This is a genomic window from Cupriavidus sp. H18C2, assembly GCF_049393795.1.
Classification (GTDB): Bacteria; Pseudomonadota; Gammaproteobacteria; order Burkholderiales; family Burkholderiaceae; genus Cupriavidus; species Cupriavidus pauculus_C.
The window spans coordinates 1,894,438-1,914,877 of record NZ_CP186011.1 but is presented as its reverse complement, the minus strand read 5'-3'; the positions used below and the strand labels follow the sequence as shown (position 1 = coordinate 1,914,877).

Annotated in this window: 19 protein-coding genes; 10 read left to right on the top strand and 9 right to left on the bottom strand. The window is 67.2% G+C overall.

All coding sequences use genetic code 11. The annotated features are described in order from the left end of the window. The 4 genes from EPAKOI_RS25160 (at position 1) to EPAKOI_RS25145 (ending at position 5,949) form a co-directional block, all read left to right on the top strand. Entirely contained in the window at positions 1-1,854 is a 1,854-nt protein-coding gene (locus tag EPAKOI_RS25160; protein ID WP_124685758.1) for a peptide transporter, read from the top strand. Next, positions 1,851-3,659, top strand: a complete 1,809-nt coding sequence (locus EPAKOI_RS25155; protein WP_423194027.1) for a methyltransferase domain-containing protein — start codon at positions 1,851-1,853, stop codon at positions 3,657-3,659. Before EPAKOI_RS25160 ends, EPAKOI_RS25155 begins: the two co-directional genes overlap by 4 nt. Before the next feature lie 81 nt (positions 3,660-3,740). Further along, positions 3,741-4,052, top strand: a complete 312-nt coding sequence (locus tag EPAKOI_RS25150) for a hypothetical protein (protein WP_124685757.1) — start codon at positions 3,741-3,743, stop codon at positions 4,050-4,052. Positions 4,053-4,089: 37 nt separating this feature from the next. Continuing rightward, the gene (locus EPAKOI_RS25145; protein WP_124685756.1) at positions 4,090-5,949 is read left to right on the top strand and encodes a peptide transporter; all 1,860 of its coding nucleotides are present in this window, start codon (positions 4,090-4,092) and stop codon (positions 5,947-5,949) included. Positions 5,950-5,972: 23 nt separating this feature from the next. On the opposite strand, the gene EPAKOI_RS25140 is transcribed toward EPAKOI_RS25145, so the two are convergent. From EPAKOI_RS25140 to EPAKOI_RS25120, 5 genes are all read right to left on the bottom strand, one after another. After that, complete coding sequence (locus tag EPAKOI_RS25140; protein WP_423194026.1) at positions 5,973-6,449, bottom strand: SgcJ/EcaC family oxidoreductase; 477 nt, start codon at positions 6,447-6,449, stop codon at positions 5,973-5,975. Between the two features lie 178 nt (positions 6,450-6,627). Further along, positions 6,628-7,308 (bottom strand): response regulator transcription factor, encoded by a 681-nt coding sequence (locus tag EPAKOI_RS25135; RefSeq protein WP_124685754.1) that lies wholly within the window; start codon positions 7,306-7,308, stop codon positions 6,628-6,630. After that, a complete protein-coding gene (locus tag EPAKOI_RS25130) occupies positions 7,289-8,950 on the bottom strand; it encodes an ATP-binding protein (RefSeq protein WP_423194025.1) in 1,662 nt (553 codons plus the stop codon). The genes EPAKOI_RS25135 and EPAKOI_RS25130 overlap by 20 nt, the downstream gene beginning before the upstream one ends. A 103-nt stretch (positions 8,951-9,053) precedes the next feature. Next, positions 9,054-10,457, bottom strand: coding sequence for a class II fumarate hydratase (fumC, locus tag EPAKOI_RS25125; protein WP_313839666.1), 1,404 nt, complete (start codon positions 10,455-10,457; stop codon positions 9,054-9,056). Between the two features lie 209 nt (positions 10,458-10,666). Continuing rightward, positions 10,667-11,017 (bottom strand): four-helix bundle copper-binding protein, encoded by a 351-nt coding sequence (locus EPAKOI_RS25120; RefSeq protein ID WP_124685751.1) that lies wholly within the window; start codon positions 11,015-11,017, stop codon positions 10,667-10,669. 205 nt (positions 11,018-11,222) lie between these two features. Here EPAKOI_RS25120 and EPAKOI_RS25115 point away from each other — a divergent pair, with 205 nt between their 5' ends. Next, a complete protein-coding gene (locus tag EPAKOI_RS25115; protein WP_124685750.1) occupies positions 11,223-11,594 on the top strand; it encodes a hypothetical protein in 372 nt (123 codons plus the stop codon). Positions 11,595-11,646: 52 nt separating this feature from the next. On the opposite strand, the gene EPAKOI_RS25110 is transcribed toward EPAKOI_RS25115, so the two are convergent. Continuing rightward, entirely contained in the window at positions 11,647-13,632 is a 1,986-nt protein-coding gene (locus EPAKOI_RS25110) for a sensor domain-containing diguanylate cyclase (RefSeq protein ID WP_124685749.1), read from the bottom strand. A 384-nt stretch (positions 13,633-14,016) separates the two neighbouring features. Here EPAKOI_RS25110 and EPAKOI_RS25105 point away from each other — a divergent pair, with 384 nt between their 5' ends. Beyond that, a complete protein-coding gene (locus EPAKOI_RS25105) occupies positions 14,017-14,184 on the top strand; it encodes a hypothetical protein (RefSeq protein WP_423194024.1) in 168 nt (55 codons plus the stop codon). A gap of 82 nt (positions 14,185-14,266) precedes the next feature. Here EPAKOI_RS25105 and EPAKOI_RS25100 read toward each other — a convergent pair whose 3' ends face one another. Next, positions 14,267-14,596, bottom strand: coding sequence for a PadR family transcriptional regulator (locus EPAKOI_RS25100; protein WP_124685748.1), 330 nt, complete (start codon positions 14,594-14,596; stop codon positions 14,267-14,269). 534 nt (positions 14,597-15,130) lie between these two features. Between EPAKOI_RS25100 and EPAKOI_RS25095 the strand changes: the two genes are divergently transcribed. Continuing rightward, complete coding sequence (locus tag EPAKOI_RS25095; RefSeq protein ID WP_423194023.1) at positions 15,131-16,042, top strand: DMT family transporter; 912 nt, start codon at positions 15,131-15,133, stop codon at positions 16,040-16,042. A gap of 10 nt (positions 16,043-16,052) precedes the next feature. Here the strand turns inward: EPAKOI_RS25095 and EPAKOI_RS25090 are convergent, their stop codons facing one another. Beyond that, a complete protein-coding gene (locus tag EPAKOI_RS25090) occupies positions 16,053-16,424 on the bottom strand; it encodes a hypothetical protein (RefSeq protein ID WP_423194022.1) in 372 nt (123 codons plus the stop codon). 120 nt (positions 16,425-16,544) lie between these two features. After that, the gene (gene fur, locus EPAKOI_RS25085; RefSeq protein WP_313839676.1) at positions 16,545-17,003 is read right to left on the bottom strand and encodes a ferric iron uptake transcriptional regulator; all 459 of its coding nucleotides are present in this window, start codon (positions 17,001-17,003) and stop codon (positions 16,545-16,547) included. A 504-nt stretch (positions 17,004-17,507) separates the two neighbouring features. Between fur and EPAKOI_RS25080 the strand changes: the two genes are divergently transcribed. The 3 genes from EPAKOI_RS25080 to EPAKOI_RS25070 all read left to right on the top strand — a co-directional run bounded on the left by EPAKOI_RS25080 (position 17,508) and on the right by EPAKOI_RS25070 (position 20,404). Then, positions 17,508-18,239 carry a 2OG-Fe(II) oxygenase gene (locus EPAKOI_RS25080; RefSeq protein WP_423194021.1) on the top strand — a complete coding sequence of 244 codons (732 nt, stop codon included), beginning with the start codon at positions 17,508-17,510 and terminating at the stop codon, positions 18,237-18,239. A gap of 187 nt (positions 18,240-18,426) precedes the next feature. Continuing rightward, positions 18,427-18,888, top strand: coding sequence for a tripartite tricarboxylate transporter TctB family protein (locus tag EPAKOI_RS25075; RefSeq protein ID WP_124685743.1), 462 nt, complete (start codon positions 18,427-18,429; stop codon positions 18,886-18,888). Positions 18,889-18,901: 13 nt separating this feature from the next. Then, entirely contained in the window at positions 18,902-20,404 is a 1,503-nt protein-coding gene (locus EPAKOI_RS25070; RefSeq protein ID WP_124685742.1) for a tripartite tricarboxylate transporter permease, read from the top strand. Positions 20,405-20,440 lie beyond the last annotated feature (36 nt).

Here is a 20,440-nt window from a genome sequence, read left to right as displayed (position 1 = left end):
ATGAAATTCGATATCACGACGTTCGAGCATCACTGTTATCGCAGTGATCCCGCGATTGCCTTCAACGGCCTGCGCGAGCTGCTGCAGAAGATTGCCGATGGCTATGGCGAGACCAGCCACCTTGATGAATGGGAGCAGTCGACGGAGGCCATCAATATCCGCGACGAGCATATGGTGACGCGGCTGGCCGCGGCGATCACCGCGCTGGCGACCAATCCGGACTTCCACATGTCCGAGCAGGACAGCGCATCGGTGCTCAAGCACCAGCGCTGGCTGGCCAGCATCTTTGCCAGCAGCCCGTTCCGCAATGCCGACCACATCCTGCGGGCGCTGGGCATCGACGAAACGGCGCGCGACAGCTTCGACATCCACCCGGCTGACCTGTGGAAGTTCCAGCTCTTCTACCTGCCGCAGTCGGAAATCAAGCTTGACTGGGACGCACTGTGGAAGCTCGACAAGGGCGCGGCTGGCGGGCTGGCCATGGCGATCCTCTCGCCGCGGTTCCAGGGCACCGTCGCCGCGCACCGGAAACGCGAGTTCCTGCTGGAATGGCTGCCCGGCCGTCTGGACCAGGTGGAAAACCTTGACCGGCTGCCGCATGTGATCATGCACGACGTCAACATGTTCTGCAGCTACGCGGACACGCCGGAAAAGCACAGCATCAAGAAGCCGCTCTGCACGCTGGTGCGCCGCAAGCTGGCGGGGATGGGCGTGCATGACACCGAGCGCAAGGCCGTGGCGCCGAAGGACGGGAAGAAGCCCGTGCTGCTGGTGGTGCTGGAATCGTTCCAGAAGAACCATTCGATCTACCGCACCCATTCGCAGACCATCGACCTGATGCGCCGGAAGTTCCACGTGGTCGGCATGGGCTACCGCGACCGGGTGGACGACGCCGGCCGGGCGGTGTTCGACGAGTTCATCGAGCTGCAGTACCACGGTGTGTGGAACTCGGCCGCCCATGTGCGTGACATCAGCGAGAAGTACCAGGCGCAGATGTTCTACATGCCCAGCGTCGGCATGTTCGCGGTCACCGTGGTCGTCTCGGCCTTCCGCGTCGCGCCGATCCAGATCATGGCGCTGGGTCATCCGGCGACGACCCATTCCCCCGCGATGGACTACGTGGTGGTCGAGCAGGACTACGTCGGCGATCCGGCCTGTTTCAGCGAGCAACTGCTGGTGCTGCCGCCCGATGGCATGCCCTACCGGCCGTCGGCCAACCTGCTGGCCTGGCCGCCAAAGCCGCCGGCCCGGTCGTCCGATGTCGTCAAGATCGCCGTGGCGGCCACGACCATGAAGCTCAACCCGGGGTTCATCGAGACCTGCGGCGCGATTGCCCGCGAGGCGCGTGTGCCGGTGGAGTTCCATTTCCTGGTGGGGCAGGGCAGCGGCCTGGTGTATCCGCAGGTCCGCAACATGATCCAGCGCGTGATGGGCAACAAGGCGGTGGTGCATCGGGACCAGCGCTACGGCGTCTACATGGACACCATCGCAAGCTGCCAGATGTTTGCGAACCCGTTCCCGTTCGGCAATACCAACGGCATCGTCGATACGGTCTGGCCGGGGCTGGTCGGCGTCTGCAAGACCGGGCGGGAGGTGCACGAGCACATCGACGAGGGCATGTTCCGCCGGCTGGGATTCCCGGAATGGACCATCGCCAAGACCGTGGACGAGTACAAGGCGGCCGTGATCCGCATGGCCGAGAACCACGAGGAACGCGAGGCGCTGGCGGCGAAGCTGGCCGGGCGAGAGGCCATCGAGACGCACATCTTCAAGGGCCGCCCGGAGATCCTGGGCGAGCGCATGTATGCGCTGTGGTCGGAACAAGTTGCCAATGAGAACGCGAACAGATCATGAATGAACTCAGCAAATCGGCGCTGCGGCGCTCGCACGACCCCGCCTTCCTGCAGCATTACTTTGCCGGCCGGGGACTGGACATCTGCGGGGCGGGCGAGAGCCTGGCCACGTTCGCGGGCTGGTTCCCGCGCGTGCAGGACGTGAAACCCTGGCGCAAGTCGGCGTCCGACATGCAGGAGGTGCCGGGCATCGACGAACAGTCGCTCGACTTCGTCCACGCCAGCCTGCGCCTGCAGACCCTGGCCAACCCGCACAAGGCGCTGGCGCGCTGGCTGGACCTGGTGAAGCCCGGCGGCTATGTGATCTTCACCGTGCCGGACGAGGACTTCCTGACGCCGCGCAATACCATCCGGCTGACGATGCCCGGCAAGAATCCCAAGGCGCAGTCGTCCGGCCAGGGCGGCGGCGCGCGCTTCACGATCTACAAGCCACCGCACGACGACGCGACGACCCAGAACCTGCTGGACACCATCCAGCTGTTCTCGCGCGTGGCGTCGTGCGAGCGGATGGCGCTGGTGCGGGACCATGAAGGCGAGGCGCCAGTCAACGGCGAGGCCGATACGCGGCGCTTTGTCGAGGGCGTGATCGAGGTGGTGCTGCGCAAGCGCGCCGCGCCGGGCATCCAGGACCTGCTCGGCCGCGCCAACGCGGCCCAGAACGCGGAAGACTGCGTGCGCTGCTGCCGCGAGGCCGTCGCGACCTATCCGTACCGGTTCCAGGCCTACCTTCGCTCGATCATGCTGGCGCAGCGCTGGAGCCTGATGGACGAGATCGACCACGTGCTGGATCTGGCCACGAAGCGCCTGCATGGCGAATGGAATCCGCAGCTCTACCAGATGCTCCACTACATCAAGAGCGGGCGCCTGAACCAGGGCTTCCAGCTGCGCGAGCAGATGTACGCCCGCATCAACTGGCAGCGTCGCACCAAGGCGCAGCCGCCGGCCAACACCCCGGCCTGGACAGGCCAGCCGCTGGAGGGCAAGCGCATTGTCATCTGGAGCGAGTTCGGGCTGGGGGACGAGATCTTCTTCCTGCGGTTCGCCCGGGTCCTGCGGGAGCAATGTGGCGCCGCCCACGTGACCGTGGTGTGCCAGGGACCGATCTTCGAGCTGTTCAAGGCGTCGGGCGAGGCGGACGACGTGGTCCGCGTGGACGCCACGTCCAGCCTGGCGCCGCACGATTTCTGGGTCTATCCGCACGCGATCATGGCCCACCTGCCGGTCGATGTGTCGAACCTGCCGCAAACGGTGCCGTTCCTGCGCGTGCCGGAGGCGGCCAGCCTGCCCGGGCGGCCCGAGGCGCTGAAGGTGGGCGTGGTGTTCAAGGGCGCGCCCAATCACGAGAACGACCATGCACGCTCGCTGCGGTCGCTCTCGGTGCTGGACGCGCTGTTCGCGCATCAGGAAGTGGACTTCTACAGCCTGCAGAAGGGCCCCGGCGCCGACGAGGCCGCCGATTACGCGCGGCGCCTGCCCAACTTCTACGACATCGGCGCCGGCGTGCAGACGATGATCGAGACGGCGCAGGCGGTCCAGGCGCTCGACCTGCTGGTGACGGTGGATACCTCGGTCGCCCACGTGGCCGGCGCGCTGGGCAAGCAGACGTGGCTGTTCCTGCCGTTCTACACGGACTGGCGCTGGTTCTACGAAGGCGAGGACAGCCCCTGGTATCCGTCGATGCGGCTGTTCCGCCAGCGTTGGGGCGCCGAGGTGCCCGAGGTAATCGCCCGCATGAACGGCGAACTGCTCGGTCTGATGCTGGACAAGCAGAGACGCCAGGTGGCTGTCGGCGAACCCAGAATCTGATGCCAATTGTTTAAAGAAATTGCTATTCGATGCGGTCAGGGACGGCTCTACCCTTCAGGTGAATTGACCAAGGAGTCCATCATGAAACATCCAGTCGACCGGCTGATTGCCGGCATCTTTCTGACAGTCGTGACGACGGTGGTGGCGATGCTGCTGCTGTCCGTCATACCCGTTGCCGAGATGAACGAAGGGCGGAACATCTGGCATCTGCTGATTGGCGTGACCATCGCCGCCTGCATTTGCCTGCCGCGTCCGATTCTGATGCGTACGTACTGGCGCGAGCGCTATCCGTTCGTGCTGGACGACGAACTCAACAACATGCTGCTGGGCCGGTTGATCGGCCTGGCCTGCGGGGCGATGGCGGGCATGTTCGTGCTCGCGAAGATTGCCTGACGCGCCACTGTCCCATCCTTTTCCTGCGAGGCCGATCATGACGATCACAAAATTCAGCATCAACAAGTTCGAGTACCTGTGCTACCTCGGCGAGCACGAAAAGGCCGGCCGCGAGCTGGTGGCCCTGATGGAGCTCATCGACCGCCACTACGGGCTGCTGATGGACGTCGACGAGTGGCCGCAATCGGTTGAGGCGCTCGACATCATGGACGACCACCTGCTCACGCGGCTGGCGTCCGCCATCACGAGCCTCGTCGCCAATCCGTCGTTCCGCTTCTCGGACCATGGGGCCGCCGTGCTGCTCCAGTACCAGCGCTGGCTGGCGGCCCTGTTCGCGGCCAGCCCGTTCCGGAATGGCGACCACATCCTGCGCACGCTGGGCGCGGACGAGGAGGCGCGCACGGCGCTGCAACTGCGCACGTCGGAGCTGCAGAAGTTTCAGTTGTTCTATTTCCCGGAATCGGAAGTCGTGCTCGACTGGGACGTGATCTGGGGCGTCGACAAGGTGCTGGCGGCCGGCCTGGCGCTGGCGATCATGTCGTCGCGCTTCCTGGCCACCCCGTCGGCGCACGCCAAGCGCGAGCTGCTGCTGCGCTGGCTGCCGCCGCGGCTGGCCGAGGTGGACAGCGTCGACCAGTTGCCGATGGCCATCCTGCACGACGTCTACATGCACTGCAGCTACGCCGACCTGCCGGGCAAGCACGACATCAAGAAGCCGATCAACACGCTGATCCGGCGCAAGCTGGCGTCGCTGGGCGTGGCCGATGTGGCGCGCCCGGCGGCCCGGCCGGCGTCGGGCAAGCCGGTGATCCTGGTGGTGCTGGAGTGGTTCTCAGAGAACCATTCGATCTACCGCACCCATTCGCAGACCATGGTGGCCATGCGCGACAAGTTCCATCTGGTCGGCATGGGCTACGAGGATCGTGTGGACGATGCCGGCAAGGCCGTGTTCGACGAGTTCGTGCCGCTGGAGGGCGGCAGCGTCTGGGAAAACGCCGCGCACGTGCGCGCCACCAGCGAGAAGTACCAGGCCCAGGCGGCCTACATGCCAAGTGTCGGCATGTTCCCGATCACGATGCTGCTGGCCAGCCTGCGCGTCGCGCCGCTGCAACTGATGGCGCTGGGCCATCCGGCCACGACCCACGGCCATGCGATGGATTACGTGGTGGTCGAGGAAGACTACGTCGGCGACGAGGCGTGCTTCAGCGAGACGCTGCTCAAGCTGCCGCCGGACGGCATGCCGTACCGGGCCCCGGCGGCGATGCTGCGGCTGGACCTGGACGCGGCAAGGAAGCCGCGGCCGACCGAAGTCGTCAAGGTCGCCGTGGCGGCCACGACGATCAAGCTCAATCCCAAGTTCCTGGCGGCCTGCGCGGCGATTGCCCGGACGACCAAGGTGCCGGTGGAGTTCCACTTCCTGGTGGGGCAGGCCACGGGGCTGATGTTCCCGCAGGTCCGCAATGTGGTGCGCCGGATCATCGGCCCGTCGGCCATCGTGCACAAGCACCAGAGCTACGACGACTACATGGCGGTCATCGCGGACTGCGACATGTTCCTGAACCCGTTCCCGTTCGGCAACACCAACGGAATCGTCGATACGGTCTGGTCGGGCCTGGTGGGCGTGTGCCGCACCGGCGCCGAGGTCCACGAGCATATCGACGAGGGCATGTTCCGCCGGCTCGGCTTTCCGGACTGGACGATCACCACGTCCACCGAGCAGTACATCGCGGCGGCCGTGCGGATGATCGAGCGCGCCGAGGAGCGGCGGGTCATGCAGGGCAAGCTGGCGGGCCCGCAGGCCATCGAGCGGCTGATCTTCAAGGGCCGCCCGGAGATCCTTGGCCAGCGCATCCAGGCGCTGTGGGAAGACAAGCTCAGGACGGCCACGCCGGCCTGAGCGCTGGGCGCCAAGGGTATCGCTTACTTCGCCCCCGTCACCGGCTCCGGCATGGCCGACGAGTGATGGTGGGCGATCAGCCACTTGCCGTCGTTCCACTCGTAGACGTAGGTGTACCGGGCGTGGACGGTCTTGCCGTCGGCGTACCGGAACGTGTAGTTGCCGACGTCCTGGGCCACGTTGCAGCCGATGCGGATAAAGCGGTCGTCGATCGATCCCTGCGGCTTGTACTTCAGGAACTTGACGAAGTAGTCCTTGATGGCGGCCGGCGTGGTGCGGGCCTGGTTGGACACGGTCGGCAGCAGCACGCCGTCCGGCGCGTAGTTGGCCAGCACCTTGTCCGGGTCGCCAGTGCGCAGCGAGTCGTTCCAGCGGTCGAACAGGCTGGCGATCTGCTGCTGGGTGGCGGGCGCGCAGGCTTGCTGCGCGGCGGCCGGCAGCGAGGTGAGAAGAACGCCTGCGGCAACGGCGGCGAGGGAAGCGGCACCAACGTATGTCATCGAATTTTTCCTGTGGTCAGTCTGGTCGTCACCCCTGTGCAGGGGTGGCGCCGGTGAATCGGCACGGGAAAATTCTGGGGGCCGAACGTTAACCGCAGGGCCCGGCTTCGATGAAGCGATGCTGACGATCAGATGAACGGCAGATGAACGAATCGTGCCGGGACCGGCGCAACTGGAATCAGGGTACATCGTCGATGCGGTAGCCAAGTCCGCGCACGGTCTTGAGCAGCGGCAGGGCGTGGCCGTCGTCGATCTTGCTGCGCAGCCGGCGCACGTAGACGTCGACGATATTGGTCAGCGGGTCCTCGTTGGCGCCCCAGACGTTGGACAGGATGCGCTCGCGGCTGAACACCCGGCCCGGCGCGCTCATCAGCAGTTCCAGGAAGGCCAGCTCCTTGGCCGTCAGCGGGATGGCCTGGCCGCCGCGCATGACCTGCATGCGGTCGCGGTCGAGCACCAGGTCCGCCACCTGTAGCTGCTGGGATATGGGCTGCTGCTCGCGGCCGCGTCTGAGCAAGGCCTCGATGCGGGCCAGCAGTTCCTCGAACGCGAACGGCTTGGTCAGGTAGTCGTCGGCGCCCAGCCGCAGGCCGGCCACGCGGTCGCCCACGTCGCTCAGCGAGGTCAGGATCAGGATCGGCACGTGGTTGCGCTCGGCGCGCAGCGTCTGGCACAGCTCCAGGCCGTCGATGCCGGGCAGCATCAGGTCCAGCAGCAGCAGCGACGCGTCGCCGCGGCGCGCCATGTCCAGCCCCTCGGGCCCGGTGCGCGCGAGCTGGACGAGATAGCCCTCCGCGCGCAGCCCGCGCACCAGGAAATCGGCCACGCGGGCGTCGTCTTCAATGACCAGGATGTTCATGGTGTGGGATGGCAGTGGCGCCGGCGCCGGCGGCATCGGCGCGCGGCCCGGGCGGCAGCTCAATGCAGGCGCGGGTGCCATGCGGCGCGGCGGCGCTGACGGAAAGGTTGCCATGATGGGCCCGCACGATCGCCAGCGCAATCGACAGGCCAATGCCGGTGCCGTCCGCCCGATGCGCCCGCGCGCGCCGGCCGCGCATGAAGCGCTCGAACACCGACCCCAGTTCCTCGGGGTCGATGCCGATGCCCCGGTCCTCCACTTCGATCCGTACGCCGTCGCCGCTGGCCGCCGCGCGCAGGCATACCGTGCTGCCGCGCGGCGAATAGCGGATGGCGTTGTCCAGCAGGATCACGATGGCCTGCCGCAGCCGGTCGGCATCGGCCATGACGGTGAGGCCGTCGGCGCCCTCGGGCGCCTGGAGCTGGATCTTGACGTCGTGCTCGGCCCCCAGCGCATCGGCAAAATCGGCGGAATCCTGCAGGAGCTGCCACAGCGCCACGCTGCGCGGCTGCATGACCAACTGGTCAGCTTCCGCCCGCGCGATCAGCAACAGGTCGTTGATATGCCCGGTCAGTTGCTCGGCCGCGCCGACGATGTGCTGCAGCGCCTGCCGGTACTCGTGCGCGGGCTTCTCGCCGCCGCGCAGCGCAATCTCGGCCTCGCCGCGAATGGCCGTGGTCGGCGTGCGCAACTCGTGGCCCAGGTCGGCAAACAGTTGCCGGCGGCGCTGGTCGATGCGCTGGAGCGTCTCGTGCGCCGAACTCAACTCGGCCGTCCGGGCCTGCACCGCCTCTTCCAGCCGGCGGCGCGCCGCGTCGGCGTCGATCCGGTGCTGCTGCAGCTCGGCGGCCATGGCGTTGAAGCCGGCCGCGACATGCCCGAATTCGTCGCCGGAATGGATCGGCAGGCGGTAGTCGAGCGCCCCGCTACGCAGCGCGCCGACGCCTTCGAGCAACTGGTCCAGCGGCCGCTTGAGCCGCCGGCCCAGGCGCAGCGCCAGCACGACGGCCGCCAACAGCGTCACGGCGGCCATCACGAATGCCTGGGTCCGCAGCCGGTCCAGCCCGCGCTCGGTGGCGGCCCGCGCCACCGGCACGGCGGCGCGCTGGCGTTCGATGGCGCCGTAAAGCAGTTCGCGCAGGTCACGGCCGCGCGCCTTGTCGAACACCTTGTTCAGTTCGTTCCAGACGCCCGCGAAGTCGGCGTCGCGCGGCAGGGGCTGCAGGGCCACGAGGCGGCCTTCCACGGCGCGGATGTTGTCGCCCAGCAGTTCGGACATGCCGGCCAGTTCGTTGACCTCGGGCGGCACGGGCACGCCATCGAGCGCCGAGATGGTGTTCCAGAGCACGATGTCGCGCTGGGCAAGCTGCTGCAGCCGGCCGGCGCTGCGCTTCATGCTGGCCAGCAGGCGGTCGCGGGCCTCGGGCGAGGCATCGGCGTTCATCAGCCGCTGCGACGCCCAGACGCGCAGCCGCTGCTTGTTGGCGGAAAGGTCCAGCAGTTCGGCCAGGATGTCGTTGGCCAGCCGGCTGTGCTGAGCGTAGTCGTTGACGCGGTTGGCGCCCCAATAGACGAACGCCGCCTGGATGCAGACCAGGGCGACGAGCAGGGCAAAGGCGAGCGTCAGGCGAAAACGGAACATGGCGGGGGTATCAGGGGCGCAGCGGTGGCGCGGCGCGCCACCGGGCTTGGCTTGGCGCGGCCAGCGGGCACCTTCCGGACGCCCGCGTGGCCGCAGCCGGCGCTCATACTTCCTTCGTCAGCGCCTTGAAGTCAATCCACTGGTCGAACTGTTCGTTCGTGACGTGACCGGAGTCAATGGCTGCCTCGCGCAGCGACAGGTTCTTCTTGACCGCGAGCTTGGCGATCTCGGCGGCCTTGTCGTAGCCGATATGCGGATTCAGCGCCGTCACCGACATCAGCGAGCGCTCCAGCAGTTCCTGAATCCGCGCGCGGTCCGGCTCGACGCCTTCCACCATGTGCTCGGCAAAGCTGGCGGCGGCGTCGGCCAGCAGCGTGACGGACTGCAACAGGCTGTAGACGATCACCGGCTTGTACGCGTTGAGTTCCAGCGTGCCCAGGCTGTTGGCCAGCGTGACCGTGGTGTGGTTGCCGATCACGCGGCAGCAGACCATCGCCAGCGCCTCGGCCTGCGTGGGGTTGACCTTGCCCGGCATGATCGACGAACCCGGCTCGTTGGCGGGCAACTGCAGCTCGGCAAAGCCGGCGCGCGGGCCCGAGCCCAGCAGCATAAAATCGCGCGCGATCTTCAGGAACGACGACGCCGTCGTGTTCAGCGCGCCGGACAGGTCCGCCAGCGCATCGTGCGCGGCCTGCAGCGCGTAGCGGTTGGCGGCCGGCTCGAACGGCAGGCCCGTGTAGCCGGCCAGCGCCCGGGCAAACGCCGCCGCGAACCCCGGCGGCGCGTTCAGGCCCGTGCCGACGGCGGTACCGCCCTGCGCCACGGGCATCGCACGCAGCATGGCCTGCTGCAGCCGCGACTGCGCGTCGGCCACTTGCGTCATGTAGCCGGAAAACTCCTGGCCCAGCGTCAGGGGCACGGCATCCTGCAGATGGGTGCGGCCGACCTTGACGATATCGGCAAAGGCGTCGACCTTCCTGGCGAACGCCTGTTGCAGCGTCTCCAGCGACGGCAACAGTGTCTGCTGGATGGCACGCGTGGCTGCGATATGCATCGCCGTCGGGAAGCTGTCGTTCGACGACTGGCTGGCGTTGACGTGGTCGTTCGGGTGAACCGGCTTCTTGCTGCCCACCTCGCCGCCCAGCATCTGGATGGCGCGGTTCGAGATCACCTCGTTGAGGTTCATGTTGGTCTGCGTGCCGGACCCGGTCTGCCACACCGACAGCGGGAACTCACCTGGCCACTTGCCGGCGATGACTTCCTCGGCGGCCTTCTCGATGGCATCCGCCACGTCGGGCTTGAGCACGCCAAGCTCGCGGTTGGCGCGGGCGGCGCACAGCTTCAGGACCGCGAACGCCTCGATCAGCGCGGGCGGCATTTTCTCGGTGCCGATACGAAAATTCTGACGCGACCTTTCGGTCTGGGCACCCCAGAGATGATCGGCCGGGACGGCAACGTCTCCCAGGCTGTCTTTCTCGATGCGGGTGGCTGGGGACTTCTCGGACATGGACGGACTCCTTCAGGAAAGAGATCGCAGTTGAATCTGAGCAGACCTAGAGGATAGCCGCCCGGTGGCATATGCGCCGCAAAGCCCTGCCGCCGGCGCGTGCTTGGGCAGCGGCCGGCGGCGGTTGCCTGGAATCAATGCCTACGGAGCGATTGGCGGGGCCGGGCCGGTGCCGGCGTCCCGCGCGCGCCACGCATGGCGTGGCATGGTCATGCGGTCATCTTCAGGCACATTTCCATGCAGGCCGTGCACGCCTTGGCGCATTCCTGGCAGTGCCAGTGGTCGTGCCGCTCGCATTCTTCCTTGCACCACTTGCACACTTCGGCGCAATCTTCGCAGACCAGCGGGGCGAACTCGCTGTTGCGGAGCATGTAGGACGCGGCCAGGTTGGCGATGCCGGCGCAGTCCATGTCCAGCGCGATGCAGCGCGACATCTTGCGGGTGTCGGGTTCCTCCAGGCACGCCGCCGCGCACTTCAGGCAGGCCGCCGCCGCGGCGTTGCACGCGGCGATGCAGTCGGCGTAGCGGGCAAAGTTTTCCTGCACGTTGGGTCGTATCATCGGTGTCCTCCTTGGGGGGATAGGTGGTAGGCAACCGTTATCCACAATAGGCAACATCGGGCGGCCGTGCAGTCCGGCGTGGTCTACAATGGCCCCCTCCACTTCGCCTACATGGCCCGATGCGGCGGGGCGAGGGCGGGGTTGCGCGCAGTTCGGCGCAGTACGCGGCAGTTGACAGATCCGGGCGGCATGAAAGGACAGCATCATGGGTGAGGCAAAACGACGGGGTACGCCTGAGGAACGGGCGCAGCAGGCGCGGGCACGGGTAGACGCGCTGCGGCCGGCGCAACTGGTCTGCGGATCGTGCAAGACCGCCTTCACGAACTTCGACGCCATTCCGGCGCCGGGCCTGCACGGCATCGACGCCGTGTTCGGCGGCGAGTGCCCCAACTGCGGCAACGACGTGGTCGTGTTCAAGGGCGAATCGAAGGCGGTGGCCGAGGCCATGCTGGCCTACCAGAGGATGATGGGCGAGAACGCCAAGCTCGGTTACCAGTCGGCGGACGGCCGGCACGTGCCGTTCGACGCCGACGCCCCGCAAGCATCGGACGCTTCCGACGAATCCACCAAGCACTGACAGGTCTGCAGCCGCGCCGCGCGCGGCGGCTTTCAGCGCCGAAAGTCGGCGCTCAGGCGTCCACTTCCAGCAGTTCCGCCGGGCCGATCTCGTAGCGGCCGCGGCCGGCCGCCTTGGCGCGGTACAGCAGCACGTCGGCCTGGCGCATCAACGCTTCCTCGCTCATCGGCGTGCCGCGATACAGCGCCACGCCGATGCTGACATCCACGTCGGCCAGCACCCCATCGAAATAGAATCCACGCGCCACCGCCTGCAGGATGGCCTCGGCCACGCGCTGCGCGGCGGCCGGGGTGGCGATGTCCGACAGGATCACGGCAAATTCGTCGCCACCCAGCCGCGCGACGTGGTCCTGCTTGCGCACGCAGCGCCGCAGCCGCAGCGCGAACGATTGCAGCAACTGGTCGCCCGTGGCGTGGCCGTGCATGTCGTTGACGGCCTTGAAGCGGTCCATGTCCAGATAGAGGAGCGCCATCAGTGCATCGTCGCTGCGGCTCAGCGCCATGGCGTCGCGCAGGTGGGTCTCGAACGCGGCGCGGTTGGGCAGCTGGGTCAGGTGATCGGTGCGGGACAGGTGCGACAGCCGCTGGGCTTCCAGCTTGCGCTGGGTGATGTCCTGCACGTGGATGTGCACGCCCACCACCTGCTTGCCGTCCTCGCTCCACTCGGGCCGGTAGCTCGTTTCCATCCAGTGCAGGTCGGGGTAGGCATATTCGGCCTCGAAGCTGACCACGCTGCCCGCCAGCGCCCGCTGCAGGTGGGGCCGGGCGCGCTGGTAGCGTTCCTCGCCCAGCAGCTCGCGCATGGTCATGCCGCGGATGCGGTCCACCGGCAGGCCGAACGCGCGCTCGTAGGCGGCGTTGTTGAAGACGTAGCGCTCGTCGTTGTCGATGAAGGCCAGCAGCGACGGCAGCGTATCGGTCACGGCGCGCAGCCGGCGCTCGCTGCGCGCCAGTTGCTGGCCGCGCTGCCGCACGTCGCGCATCAGGCCGATAAAGGCCCGCGTGACGTCGCCGATCTCGTCGCGCTGGGGCCGCTGCGGCAGCCGCTCGAAGGCGTCGACGTCGTTCGCGCTCTCGCGCACCACCTGGTGCAGCCGCGACAGCGGCATCAGCAGCCGCCGCACGGCCAGCCAGATCAGCAGTGCCACCACGGCCAGCACGATGCCGGACAACGTCAGGAAGCGCGCCTGCATCTGCCGCAGCGGGGCATACGCCTCGCGCGCGGGCAGCACGGCCACCAGCTCCCAGCCCGTGGTGGCCATCAGGCGCCGCGCGATGACCGGCTGAGCCGGCGTCAGGAATTCCAGCCGGGCCGTGTGGTTTTCGACGCCGCAGGTATCGTCGAACGGCCGCGCGGGCTGATGCAGCCGTGCCGCATCGGGATGCTGGATGTAGACCGGCGCCGCGCCGGCCGACACCAGGCAGTAGAAGCCCGTGATGCCCAGCCGGCTGCGCGCGATCTCGACCAGGAAATTGGAGTGGGCCAGGTTGAGCCAGCCGCCCACCAGCCCCATGAACTCCCCGGCCGGGGAGACCACCGGCACCGCCACCAGGGCACCCATCGCCCCGTTGGTGCGGGCGCGCAGCGGGGCGGCCACCACGACGTTGCGCGTGCGGGCTGCCTCATGGAAGTAGATGCGGTCGCTGACGTCGGCCGGCATGCCGTCCATCGTCAGCACCGTGCCGCGGGCGTCGGCGATGACCACGGCGTCGAACGCATCGGGGATCGAGATGGCGCGGTTGACCACGTCGAGCAGGCGCGGGCGCAGTTCGTCGTGCGGCGTGCCGGTCGCGGCGGCCAGCAGCGGCACTAGCTGGGGCGCCAGGTTCGTCAGCATCACGATGCGGTCTTCCATGGCCGTGTCCAGCAACTCGGTGGACAATTTGACGATGGAGTCCTGCTGGTTCTGCAGCACGTCCTCAAGGTCGCGGTGCGCGTGATAGAGCGAGCCGAGCACAATGCCGCCGCCAAGCACGGCGGCAAGCACCGTGGTGATCAGGGCGATTCGCGCCTTGAGCGATGGCAGTAATCGGGGCATGCGGTTCGGATGATTCCCGCGTGGCGGGCTGGGCGCCTCGGTAGTCGGCGGAGGCCGGGATTGCCCTGTGCCAGGGTCCGTCGAGCCAAAGTTACGGTATCACGACTCACCCGTTTGAGGCAGTCCGGGCATTCCGGGTTTGACAGCGCGGCCGCGCTGGCGCGTGTGGCGGTGACGCCATGTTTCGGCGGCAGCGGCCACGCTTCGTGAAGTTTCGGTGTCAGCGTCATCTGTCCTGTCACATAGCGCGTTCAATCTGCACGTTGGCGACCCAAACAGCGTGCAACGCGGCGCGCGGGCGGGCCGCCGTACACCAATAATCCACGTCATGGGCGGCGCGGACATGCCTGGGCATGCCGCCCGCCACCATGCGGAGGGGTCACCATGATCAAGACAATGCTGGGCCGGCTGGCTGCCATCCGCGTACGGCGGCGGGCGGCCGCGCCGCGGCAGGCCCGTGGCATCGAGCGGTTCGAAATGCAGCGCATGGCACCGGCGCAGCGCCGCCATCTCTGGCTGTCGTTCGTCTGCTGCGTCGCGTTGCTGGGATAGCCATCCGCCAAAAAGAAAACCCGGCTGGACGCACACGCGTGCAGCCGGGGTTTCAGGGGCGGGGGCGCCCGGTCTACCGCGTTCAGGTCTTGCTGGCGATGGTCAGCGGTTCGCCGACGCCGGTCGGGTTGTGCAGGCGCCGGTAAAGGTCGTCGATCCGCGAGCGGCTGCTGGCCAGCTCTTCGCGGCCTTGCTCGGTCAGCAGGTAGACCCGTCCGATGCCGTCGCGCAGCACGCTTTCCAGGTAACCCTCCATCTGCAGGGCGCGGAGCAAGGGCCGGACCGTGCCGATATCGACCTGGAATCCATACTCCATGAGCATTTCTGCAAGCATGGCCACGGTGGCGGGCACCTCCATGGCGAACTGCATGACGTAGACGCGGGCTAGCAAGCCGAGGAACTGTCGTTTCATGTGGCAGGCAACGCAAAACCGGGGCGGTAGGTTGACGCAGGAATGCAACGTGCGCGCAACGCCCCATCCCCCGATCGCTGCGCAGTCGCTACGATACGCCTTTCCGCCGACAAAAAAAAGAAGCCGCCAGGAGTTGCCTGGCGGCTTGTCGGGAATGCGTCGGAGGGGTCAATTAACTCTGGCGCAGGGCAGATTTTAATGGAACTGAATACGCAATGTCACGCCCTGTGGTAAGGCCCCCTACCACGGGGGGGTAAACCTGTAAGGCATCCGAAAGCGTCACTGCGGCGTGCATGCAACAAACGCCGCTTTTGCCCCTTTTTTGGGCGCCGATCCGGGACGTTGGGCGTTGCAGTCTGTCGTATTTGCCGGCCCGCATGTCCGATTCCAGCACGCCATGGTGGCCGGTATGCGGTGAAATGGCGCCCATCCAATGCCATGGCAATCCTCGGATTGGGGCGTAAAGCGACACAAGTGTCGCTTGGCTGCAACGGTCTGCGCTCCCAAACTCTAATTCTTGCTCCGATCGAACTGATGAAACCCGCTGACCTGCTTCGCCTGCTGCTGCTTTCCGCCATCTGGGGCGCAAGCTTTCTGTTCATCCGCATTGCCGCGCCGGTGCTGGGTCCGTTCCCGACGGCGTTCTTCCGCGTGCTGATCGGCGCCGTGACTCTGGTGGCCTGTCTGCCCCTGCTGGGCGTGAAATGGGACATGAAAGGCAAGTGGCCGGCCGTGGTGGGGCTCGGCATCATCAATTCGGGCATTCCATTCGTGATGTACTCGGTGGCGGCGCTCTGGCTGCCGGCCGGCTATTCGGCCATCTTCAACGCGATGACGCCGCTGATGGGCGTGGTGATCGGCACCCTGTTCTTTGCCGAGAAGCTGACGCGGGCCAAGGCGGCCGGCGTGATGATGGGGCTGGCGGGCGTGGCCGTGCTGACGCGCACCGGGCCGGTCGTGTTTTCGCACGATGTGCTGCTTGGGGCGCTTGCGTGCCTGATGGCGACGTCGTGCTACGCGCTGGCGGGCTTCCTGACCCGGCGCTGGATTACCGCCCAGGGCGGGCTGGACAGCCGGCTCGTGGCGGGCGGCAGCCTGGTCGGCGCCGCGCTGTTCCTGCTGCCGTTCAGCGCGGTGGCGCTGATCCGCGACAACACGCTGCCGGCCGCCGGTGTTGGTGTCTGGGCGGCGATGCTGGGCCTGGGCATGTTCTGCACGGCCATCGCCTACGTGCTCTATTTCCGGCTGATTGCCGACCTGGGACCGGTGCGCTCGCTGACCGTGACCTTCCTGATTCCGCCGTTCGGCATCGTCTGGGGCTGGATGTTCCTGGGCGAGGCGCTGTCCTGGGCGCACGCGGGCGGCATGCTGCTGATCGGACTGGCGGTGTGGCTGGTGCTGCGGCCGGCCGCGCCGGCGGCGACGCCGGCCGTGGCGCGGCCATGATGGCGGTGGCTTAGCGGCGATAGTAGCCGTGGTCGTAGCCATGACCGTGGTCGTGGCGGTGCCAGGCGTGGTATTCGCGGCGGTCGTACCAGCGGCGGCCATCCCAGTAGCGGTCGCCGTGCCAGCCGATGATGACGGCGGGCGGCGGCGCCACGACCACCGGCGGCGCCGGGCGATAAACCAGGGGCGGCGGCGGAGGCGGGGCTACGTACACGGGTTGGGGCGGGACATAGACCGGCGCCGGGGCGACGACCACCGGGGCCGGCGCGATCGGCACGCCGAGATTCACGTCGACATCGACGCGCGCCATGGCGGCGGTGGAAGCGGCCAGCGCGGCGGCGCCGGCAACGAACAGCGAGAGGTAGAGGGGGCGCTTGCTCATGGAAATCACCAGTGGGTGAGATGCGATGGCTCCACTCTACCCATCTGGCGTATTACCGTTTGCGCACCTTTGTAACGGCACCTGACGTTTCTGTAAGAAACGTCCGCGCTACTTGCCAGGCTAGGCGGCGGTGGCGCTTTCGGCACCCGCCGACTGGCAGGCCGGGCACAGGCCGTACAGCACCAGCATGTGCTCGCGCAGGACAAAGTCGTTCTGGGCGGCCACCTGTTTCTGGCGCTGCTCGATGCCTTCGTCGCGGAATTCCTCGACCACGCCGCAGCTCACGCAGATCAGGTGGTCATGGTGGCCGCCCTCGTTCAGCTCGAATACCGCGTGGTCCGACTCGAAGCTGTGGCGCAGCAGGATGTTGGCCTGCACGAGCTGGTTCAGCACACGGTAGACGGTGGACAAGCCCGCGTCGATATCGAGGTCGAGCAGGATCCGGTAGACGTCTTCCGCGCTGAGGTGCCGACGCTCGCTGCTGCGAAACGCTTCCAGCACGTGCATGCGCGGCGACGTGGCCTTCAGGCCCGCGCGCTTCAGGGGAACGGCATCGGAGTTCACGGTGGACATAGTCATGCGGCGGCTCGCGCCCGGTTGGGGCGCCTGGTTAGTACTCCAGTCGGTGGAACCCCGACGGGGCGGAAGCCGGCGCGTGGGGCCGGCCGCCACCGCCGGAGGCGTGGCGGGAGCAGGCGGAGAAGCGCCGGGCCGCATCCGCATGATGTGCGGGAGCGTCCCGGGCGGCGCGCTGTGCCTGCGTGGCGCGCGGAATAAAAAGGTGGCCTGGCTTGCTGCAGGATGACGCGATCGGGAAAACGGGGTCTGGATGTTTTCCCGATCTTCCTGCAGCTGGCTACTACCAAACGCTCCGTGTCTCGGAGCGGTCCCCACAAAAGACGGTATCGGGCGCCGTATCGGCGGGTGCGGACACGCCGCACGCTGAACCACGCCCTGCAATCTGTGCCTGCCCGGTGTCGGCGGTGCCGTGCGTCGGACAGTGATGCGAATAGTAAATGGGAATCGATCTCATTTCAAGGAATATTTTTGCCGTGGGGATTCGACCCTGCGGCGGGAGTGGTCATGGACACGACAACGCAACCGGGCTTGCCCCTGCGCCAGCGCATCGACGCGCTGGACTGGCCCGCCATCGCACACCAGCTCGACGCGTTCGGCTGTGCCGCCATCCCGGCGCTGGTGCCGCACGGGGTCTGCGACCGGCTCGTCGATCTCTATCGCGACGACACCCGCTTCCGGGCCCGCATCGACATGCGCCGGCACGGCTTCGGGCAGGGCGAGTACAAGTACTTCGCCTATCCGCTGCCTGACGCGGTGGAGACCCTGCGGACCGGCCTCTATCCCCGACTGGTGCCGATCGCCAACCGCTGGAACTCGGCGATGGGGATCGACACCCGCTATCCCGCCGCCCATGCCGATTTCCTGGCTCGCTGCCACCGTGCGGGCCAGCCGCGCCCCACGCCGCTGCTGCTGCAGTACACGGCCGGCGACTACAACTGCCTGCATCAGGACCTCTACGGCGAGCATGTTTTTCCGCTGCAGGTGGCGGTGCTGCTGTCCGCACCCGGCCAGGACTTCACGGGCGGCGAGTTCGTGATGACCGAGCAGCGGCCGCGCATGCAGTCGCGCGCCGAGGTGGTGTCGCTGCGCAAAGGCGACGCCGTGGTCTTCGCGGTCAGCCAGCGGCCCGTGCAGGGCACGCGCGGCGTCTATCGCGTGAACCTGCGGCATGGCGTGAGCCGGCTGCACACGGGCCACCGGCACACGCTCGGCATCATTTTCCACGACGCGGCGTGAGCCGCATAGCCGATTTACATCACAGGATGATGTAAATATTGCCGCCACGGGCCGAGCCGGGAAATCGCTCGGGGATTTCCCGTAGCTTCGCCCAATTACATCACGACATGATGTATTGTCCGTCCCTCCTGCACCGGCACATCGCGCAAGACGACCGACGGTGCGCAGACGAAACGGGGAAAGACAGATGCAAATACGGAGACAGACGGACCTGCTGTCCGGACTGATGTTCATCGCGGTGGGGCTCGGATTCTCGTTCATCGCCCGCGGCTACACGATGGGAACGGCGGCGCGCATGGGGCCGGGCTACTTCCCGTTCTGGCTCGGCATCGTGCTGGCGCTGCTGGGCGCGGTGGTAGCCATCGGCTCCACGTCGGGCAAGGCCGAGGCGGACCGCATGGCGCGCTGGGACATCAAGACGCTGCTCTGGATCCTGGGGTCGGTGGTGCTGTTCGGGCTCGTGCTGAAGCCGCTGGGCATGGTGCTGTCGGTGCTCGTGCTGGTGCTGACGTCGTCGATGGCAAGCCATGAATTCACGTGGAAGGGCGCCTGCCTGAACGCCGTGGTGCTGGTGCTGATCAGCACGTTCGCGTTCGTCTACGGCATCAACCTGCAGATGCCGGTGTGGCCGGCATTCCTGACCAACTGAGGAGGGCGCGGACATGGAACTGCTGAGCCATCTCGCGCTGGGATTTTCCACGGCGCTTTCGCTGCAAAACATCGCCTACGCCTTCCTGGGCTGCGTGCTGGGCACGCTGATCGGCGTGCTGCCGGGGCTGGGGCCGCTGGCGACCATCGCCATGCTGCTGCCGGTCACGTACTCGCTGCCCCCGGTGGCCGCGCTGATCATGCTGGCCGGCATCTACTACGGCGCGCAGTACGGCGGATCGACCACGGCCATCCTCGTGAACCTGCCCGGCGAGTCGTCGTCGGTCTGCACCACGCTGGACGGCTACCAGATGGCCCGCCGCGGCCGCGCCGGCGTGGCGCTGGCCACGGCCGGGCTGGGGTCGTTCTTCGCCGGCAGCGTCGCCACGCTGATCCTGGCCGCGTTTGCCACGCCGCTGTCGGAGCTGGCGTTCAAGTTTGGGCCGGCCGAATACTTCTCGCTGATGGTGCTGGGCCTGATCGGCGCCGTGGTGCTGGCGTCGGGCTCGCTGGTCAAGGCCGTGGGCATGATCGTGCTGGGCCTGCTGCTGGGGCTGGTGGGCACCGATGTCAACTCGGGCGCCGCGCGCTTCTCGTTCGATGTCCCCGAGCTGACCGACGGCATCAGCATTACGGCGCTGGCGATGGGCCTGTTCGGGTTTGCCGAGATCATCGCCAACCTGGAGCAGAAGGAAACGCGCGAGACGTTCACCGACAAGGTCTCCGGCCTGTTCCCGAACCGCGAGGATTTCCGCCGCATGATCCCGGCCGTGCTGCGGGGCACGGCGCTGGGGTCGGCGCTGGGCATCCTGCCGGGCGGCGGCGCGTCGCTGGCGTCGTTTGCGGCCTATTCGCTGGAAAAGAAGACGTCGAAGTTCTCGCACGAGTTCGGCAAGGGCGCCATCGAGGGCGTGGCCGGGCCGGAGTCGGCCAACAACGCCGCCGCGCAGACGTCCTTTATCCCGCTGCTGACGCTGGGCATCCCGCCCAATGCGGTCATGGCGCTGATGGTGGGCGCCATGACGATCCACAACATCCAGCCCGGCCCGCAGGTGATGACCAGCAACCCGTCGCTGTTCTGGGGGCTGATCGCGTCGATGTGGATCGGCAACTTCATGCTGGTGGTGCTGAACCTGCCGCTGATCGGCATCTGGGTGAAGCTGCTGACCGTGCCGTACCGCTTTCTCTATCCGGCCATCCTCACGTTTTGCAGCATCGGCGTGTACTCGGTCAACAACACGGTGTTCGACGTGTTCGTGGCCGCCGCCTGCGGCCTGGTGGGCTACCTGTTCCTGAAGCTGCGCTGCGAGCCGGCGCCGCTGCTGCTGGGCTTTGTGCTGGGGCCGATGATGGAGGAAAACTTCCGCCGCACGCTGCTGCTGTCGCGGGGCGACTTCAGCGTGTTCGTGTCGCGGCCGTTGTCGCTGGGCCTGCTGGTGGCGGCCGCGGCGCTGGTGGCCGTGGTGGCGCTGCCGTCGATCAAGGCCAAGCGCGAGGAAGCATTCCAGGAGGAATAATGTGGGCCACCCCACATTCTTATCGGTCACATAATC

Bases quoted from the DNA above. Each gene is read 5' to 3' on its own strand.
- EPAKOI_RS25120 (WP_124685751.1), bottom strand. From the start codon at position 11,017: ATGATACGACCCAACGTGCAGGAAAACTTTGCCCGCTACGCCGACTGC.
- EPAKOI_RS25115 (WP_124685750.1), top strand. From the start codon at position 11,223: ATGGGTGAGGCAAAACGACGGGGTACGCCTGAGGAACGGGCGCAGCAG.
- fumC (WP_313839666.1), bottom strand. From the start codon at position 10,457: ATGTCCGAGAAGTCCCCAGCCACCCGCATCGAGAAAGACAGCCTGGGA.
- EPAKOI_RS25075 (WP_124685743.1), top strand. From the start codon at position 18,427: ATGCAAATACGGAGACAGACGGACCTGCTGTCCGGACTGATGTTCATC.
- EPAKOI_RS25110 (WP_124685749.1), bottom strand. From the start codon at position 13,632: ATGCCCCGATTACTGCCATCGCTCAAGGCGCGAATCGCCCTGATCACC.
- EPAKOI_RS25145 (WP_124685756.1), top strand. From the start codon at position 4,090: ATGACGATCACAAAATTCAGCATCAACAAGTTCGAGTACCTGTGCTAC.
- EPAKOI_RS25155 (WP_423194027.1), top strand. From the start codon at position 1,851: ATGAATGAACTCAGCAAATCGGCGCTGCGGCGCTCGCACGACCCCGCC.
- EPAKOI_RS25150 (WP_124685757.1), top strand. From the start codon at position 3,741: ATGAAACATCCAGTCGACCGGCTGATTGCCGGCATCTTTCTGACAGTC.
- EPAKOI_RS25105 (WP_423194024.1), top strand. From the start codon at position 14,017: ATGATCAAGACAATGCTGGGCCGGCTGGCTGCCATCCGCGTACGGCGG.
- EPAKOI_RS25160 (WP_124685758.1), top strand. From the start codon at position 1: ATGAAATTCGATATCACGACGTTCGAGCATCACTGTTATCGCAGTGAT.
- EPAKOI_RS25090 (WP_423194022.1), bottom strand. From the start codon at position 16,424: ATGAGCAAGCGCCCCCTCTACCTCTCGCTGTTCGTTGCCGGCGCCGCC.
- fur (WP_313839676.1), bottom strand. From the start codon at position 17,003: ATGACTATGTCCACCGTGAACTCCGATGCCGTTCCCCTGAAGCGCGCG.
- EPAKOI_RS25095 (WP_423194023.1), top strand. From the start codon at position 15,131: ATGAAACCCGCTGACCTGCTTCGCCTGCTGCTGCTTTCCGCCATCTGG.
- EPAKOI_RS25140 (WP_423194026.1), bottom strand. From the start codon at position 6,449: ATGACATACGTTGGTGCCGCTTCCCTCGCCGCCGTTGCCGCAGGCGTT.
- EPAKOI_RS25130 (WP_423194025.1), bottom strand. From the start codon at position 8,950: ATGTTCCGTTTTCGCCTGACGCTCGCCTTTGCCCTGCTCGTCGCCCTG.
- EPAKOI_RS25100 (WP_124685748.1), bottom strand. From the start codon at position 14,596: ATGAAACGACAGTTCCTCGGCTTGCTAGCCCGCGTCTACGTCATGCAG.
- EPAKOI_RS25070 (WP_124685742.1), top strand. From the start codon at position 18,902: ATGGAACTGCTGAGCCATCTCGCGCTGGGATTTTCCACGGCGCTTTCG.
- EPAKOI_RS25080 (WP_423194021.1), top strand. From the start codon at position 17,508: ATGGACACGACAACGCAACCGGGCTTGCCCCTGCGCCAGCGCATCGAC.
- EPAKOI_RS25135 (WP_124685754.1), bottom strand. From the start codon at position 7,308: ATGAACATCCTGGTCATTGAAGACGACGCCCGCGTGGCCGATTTCCTG.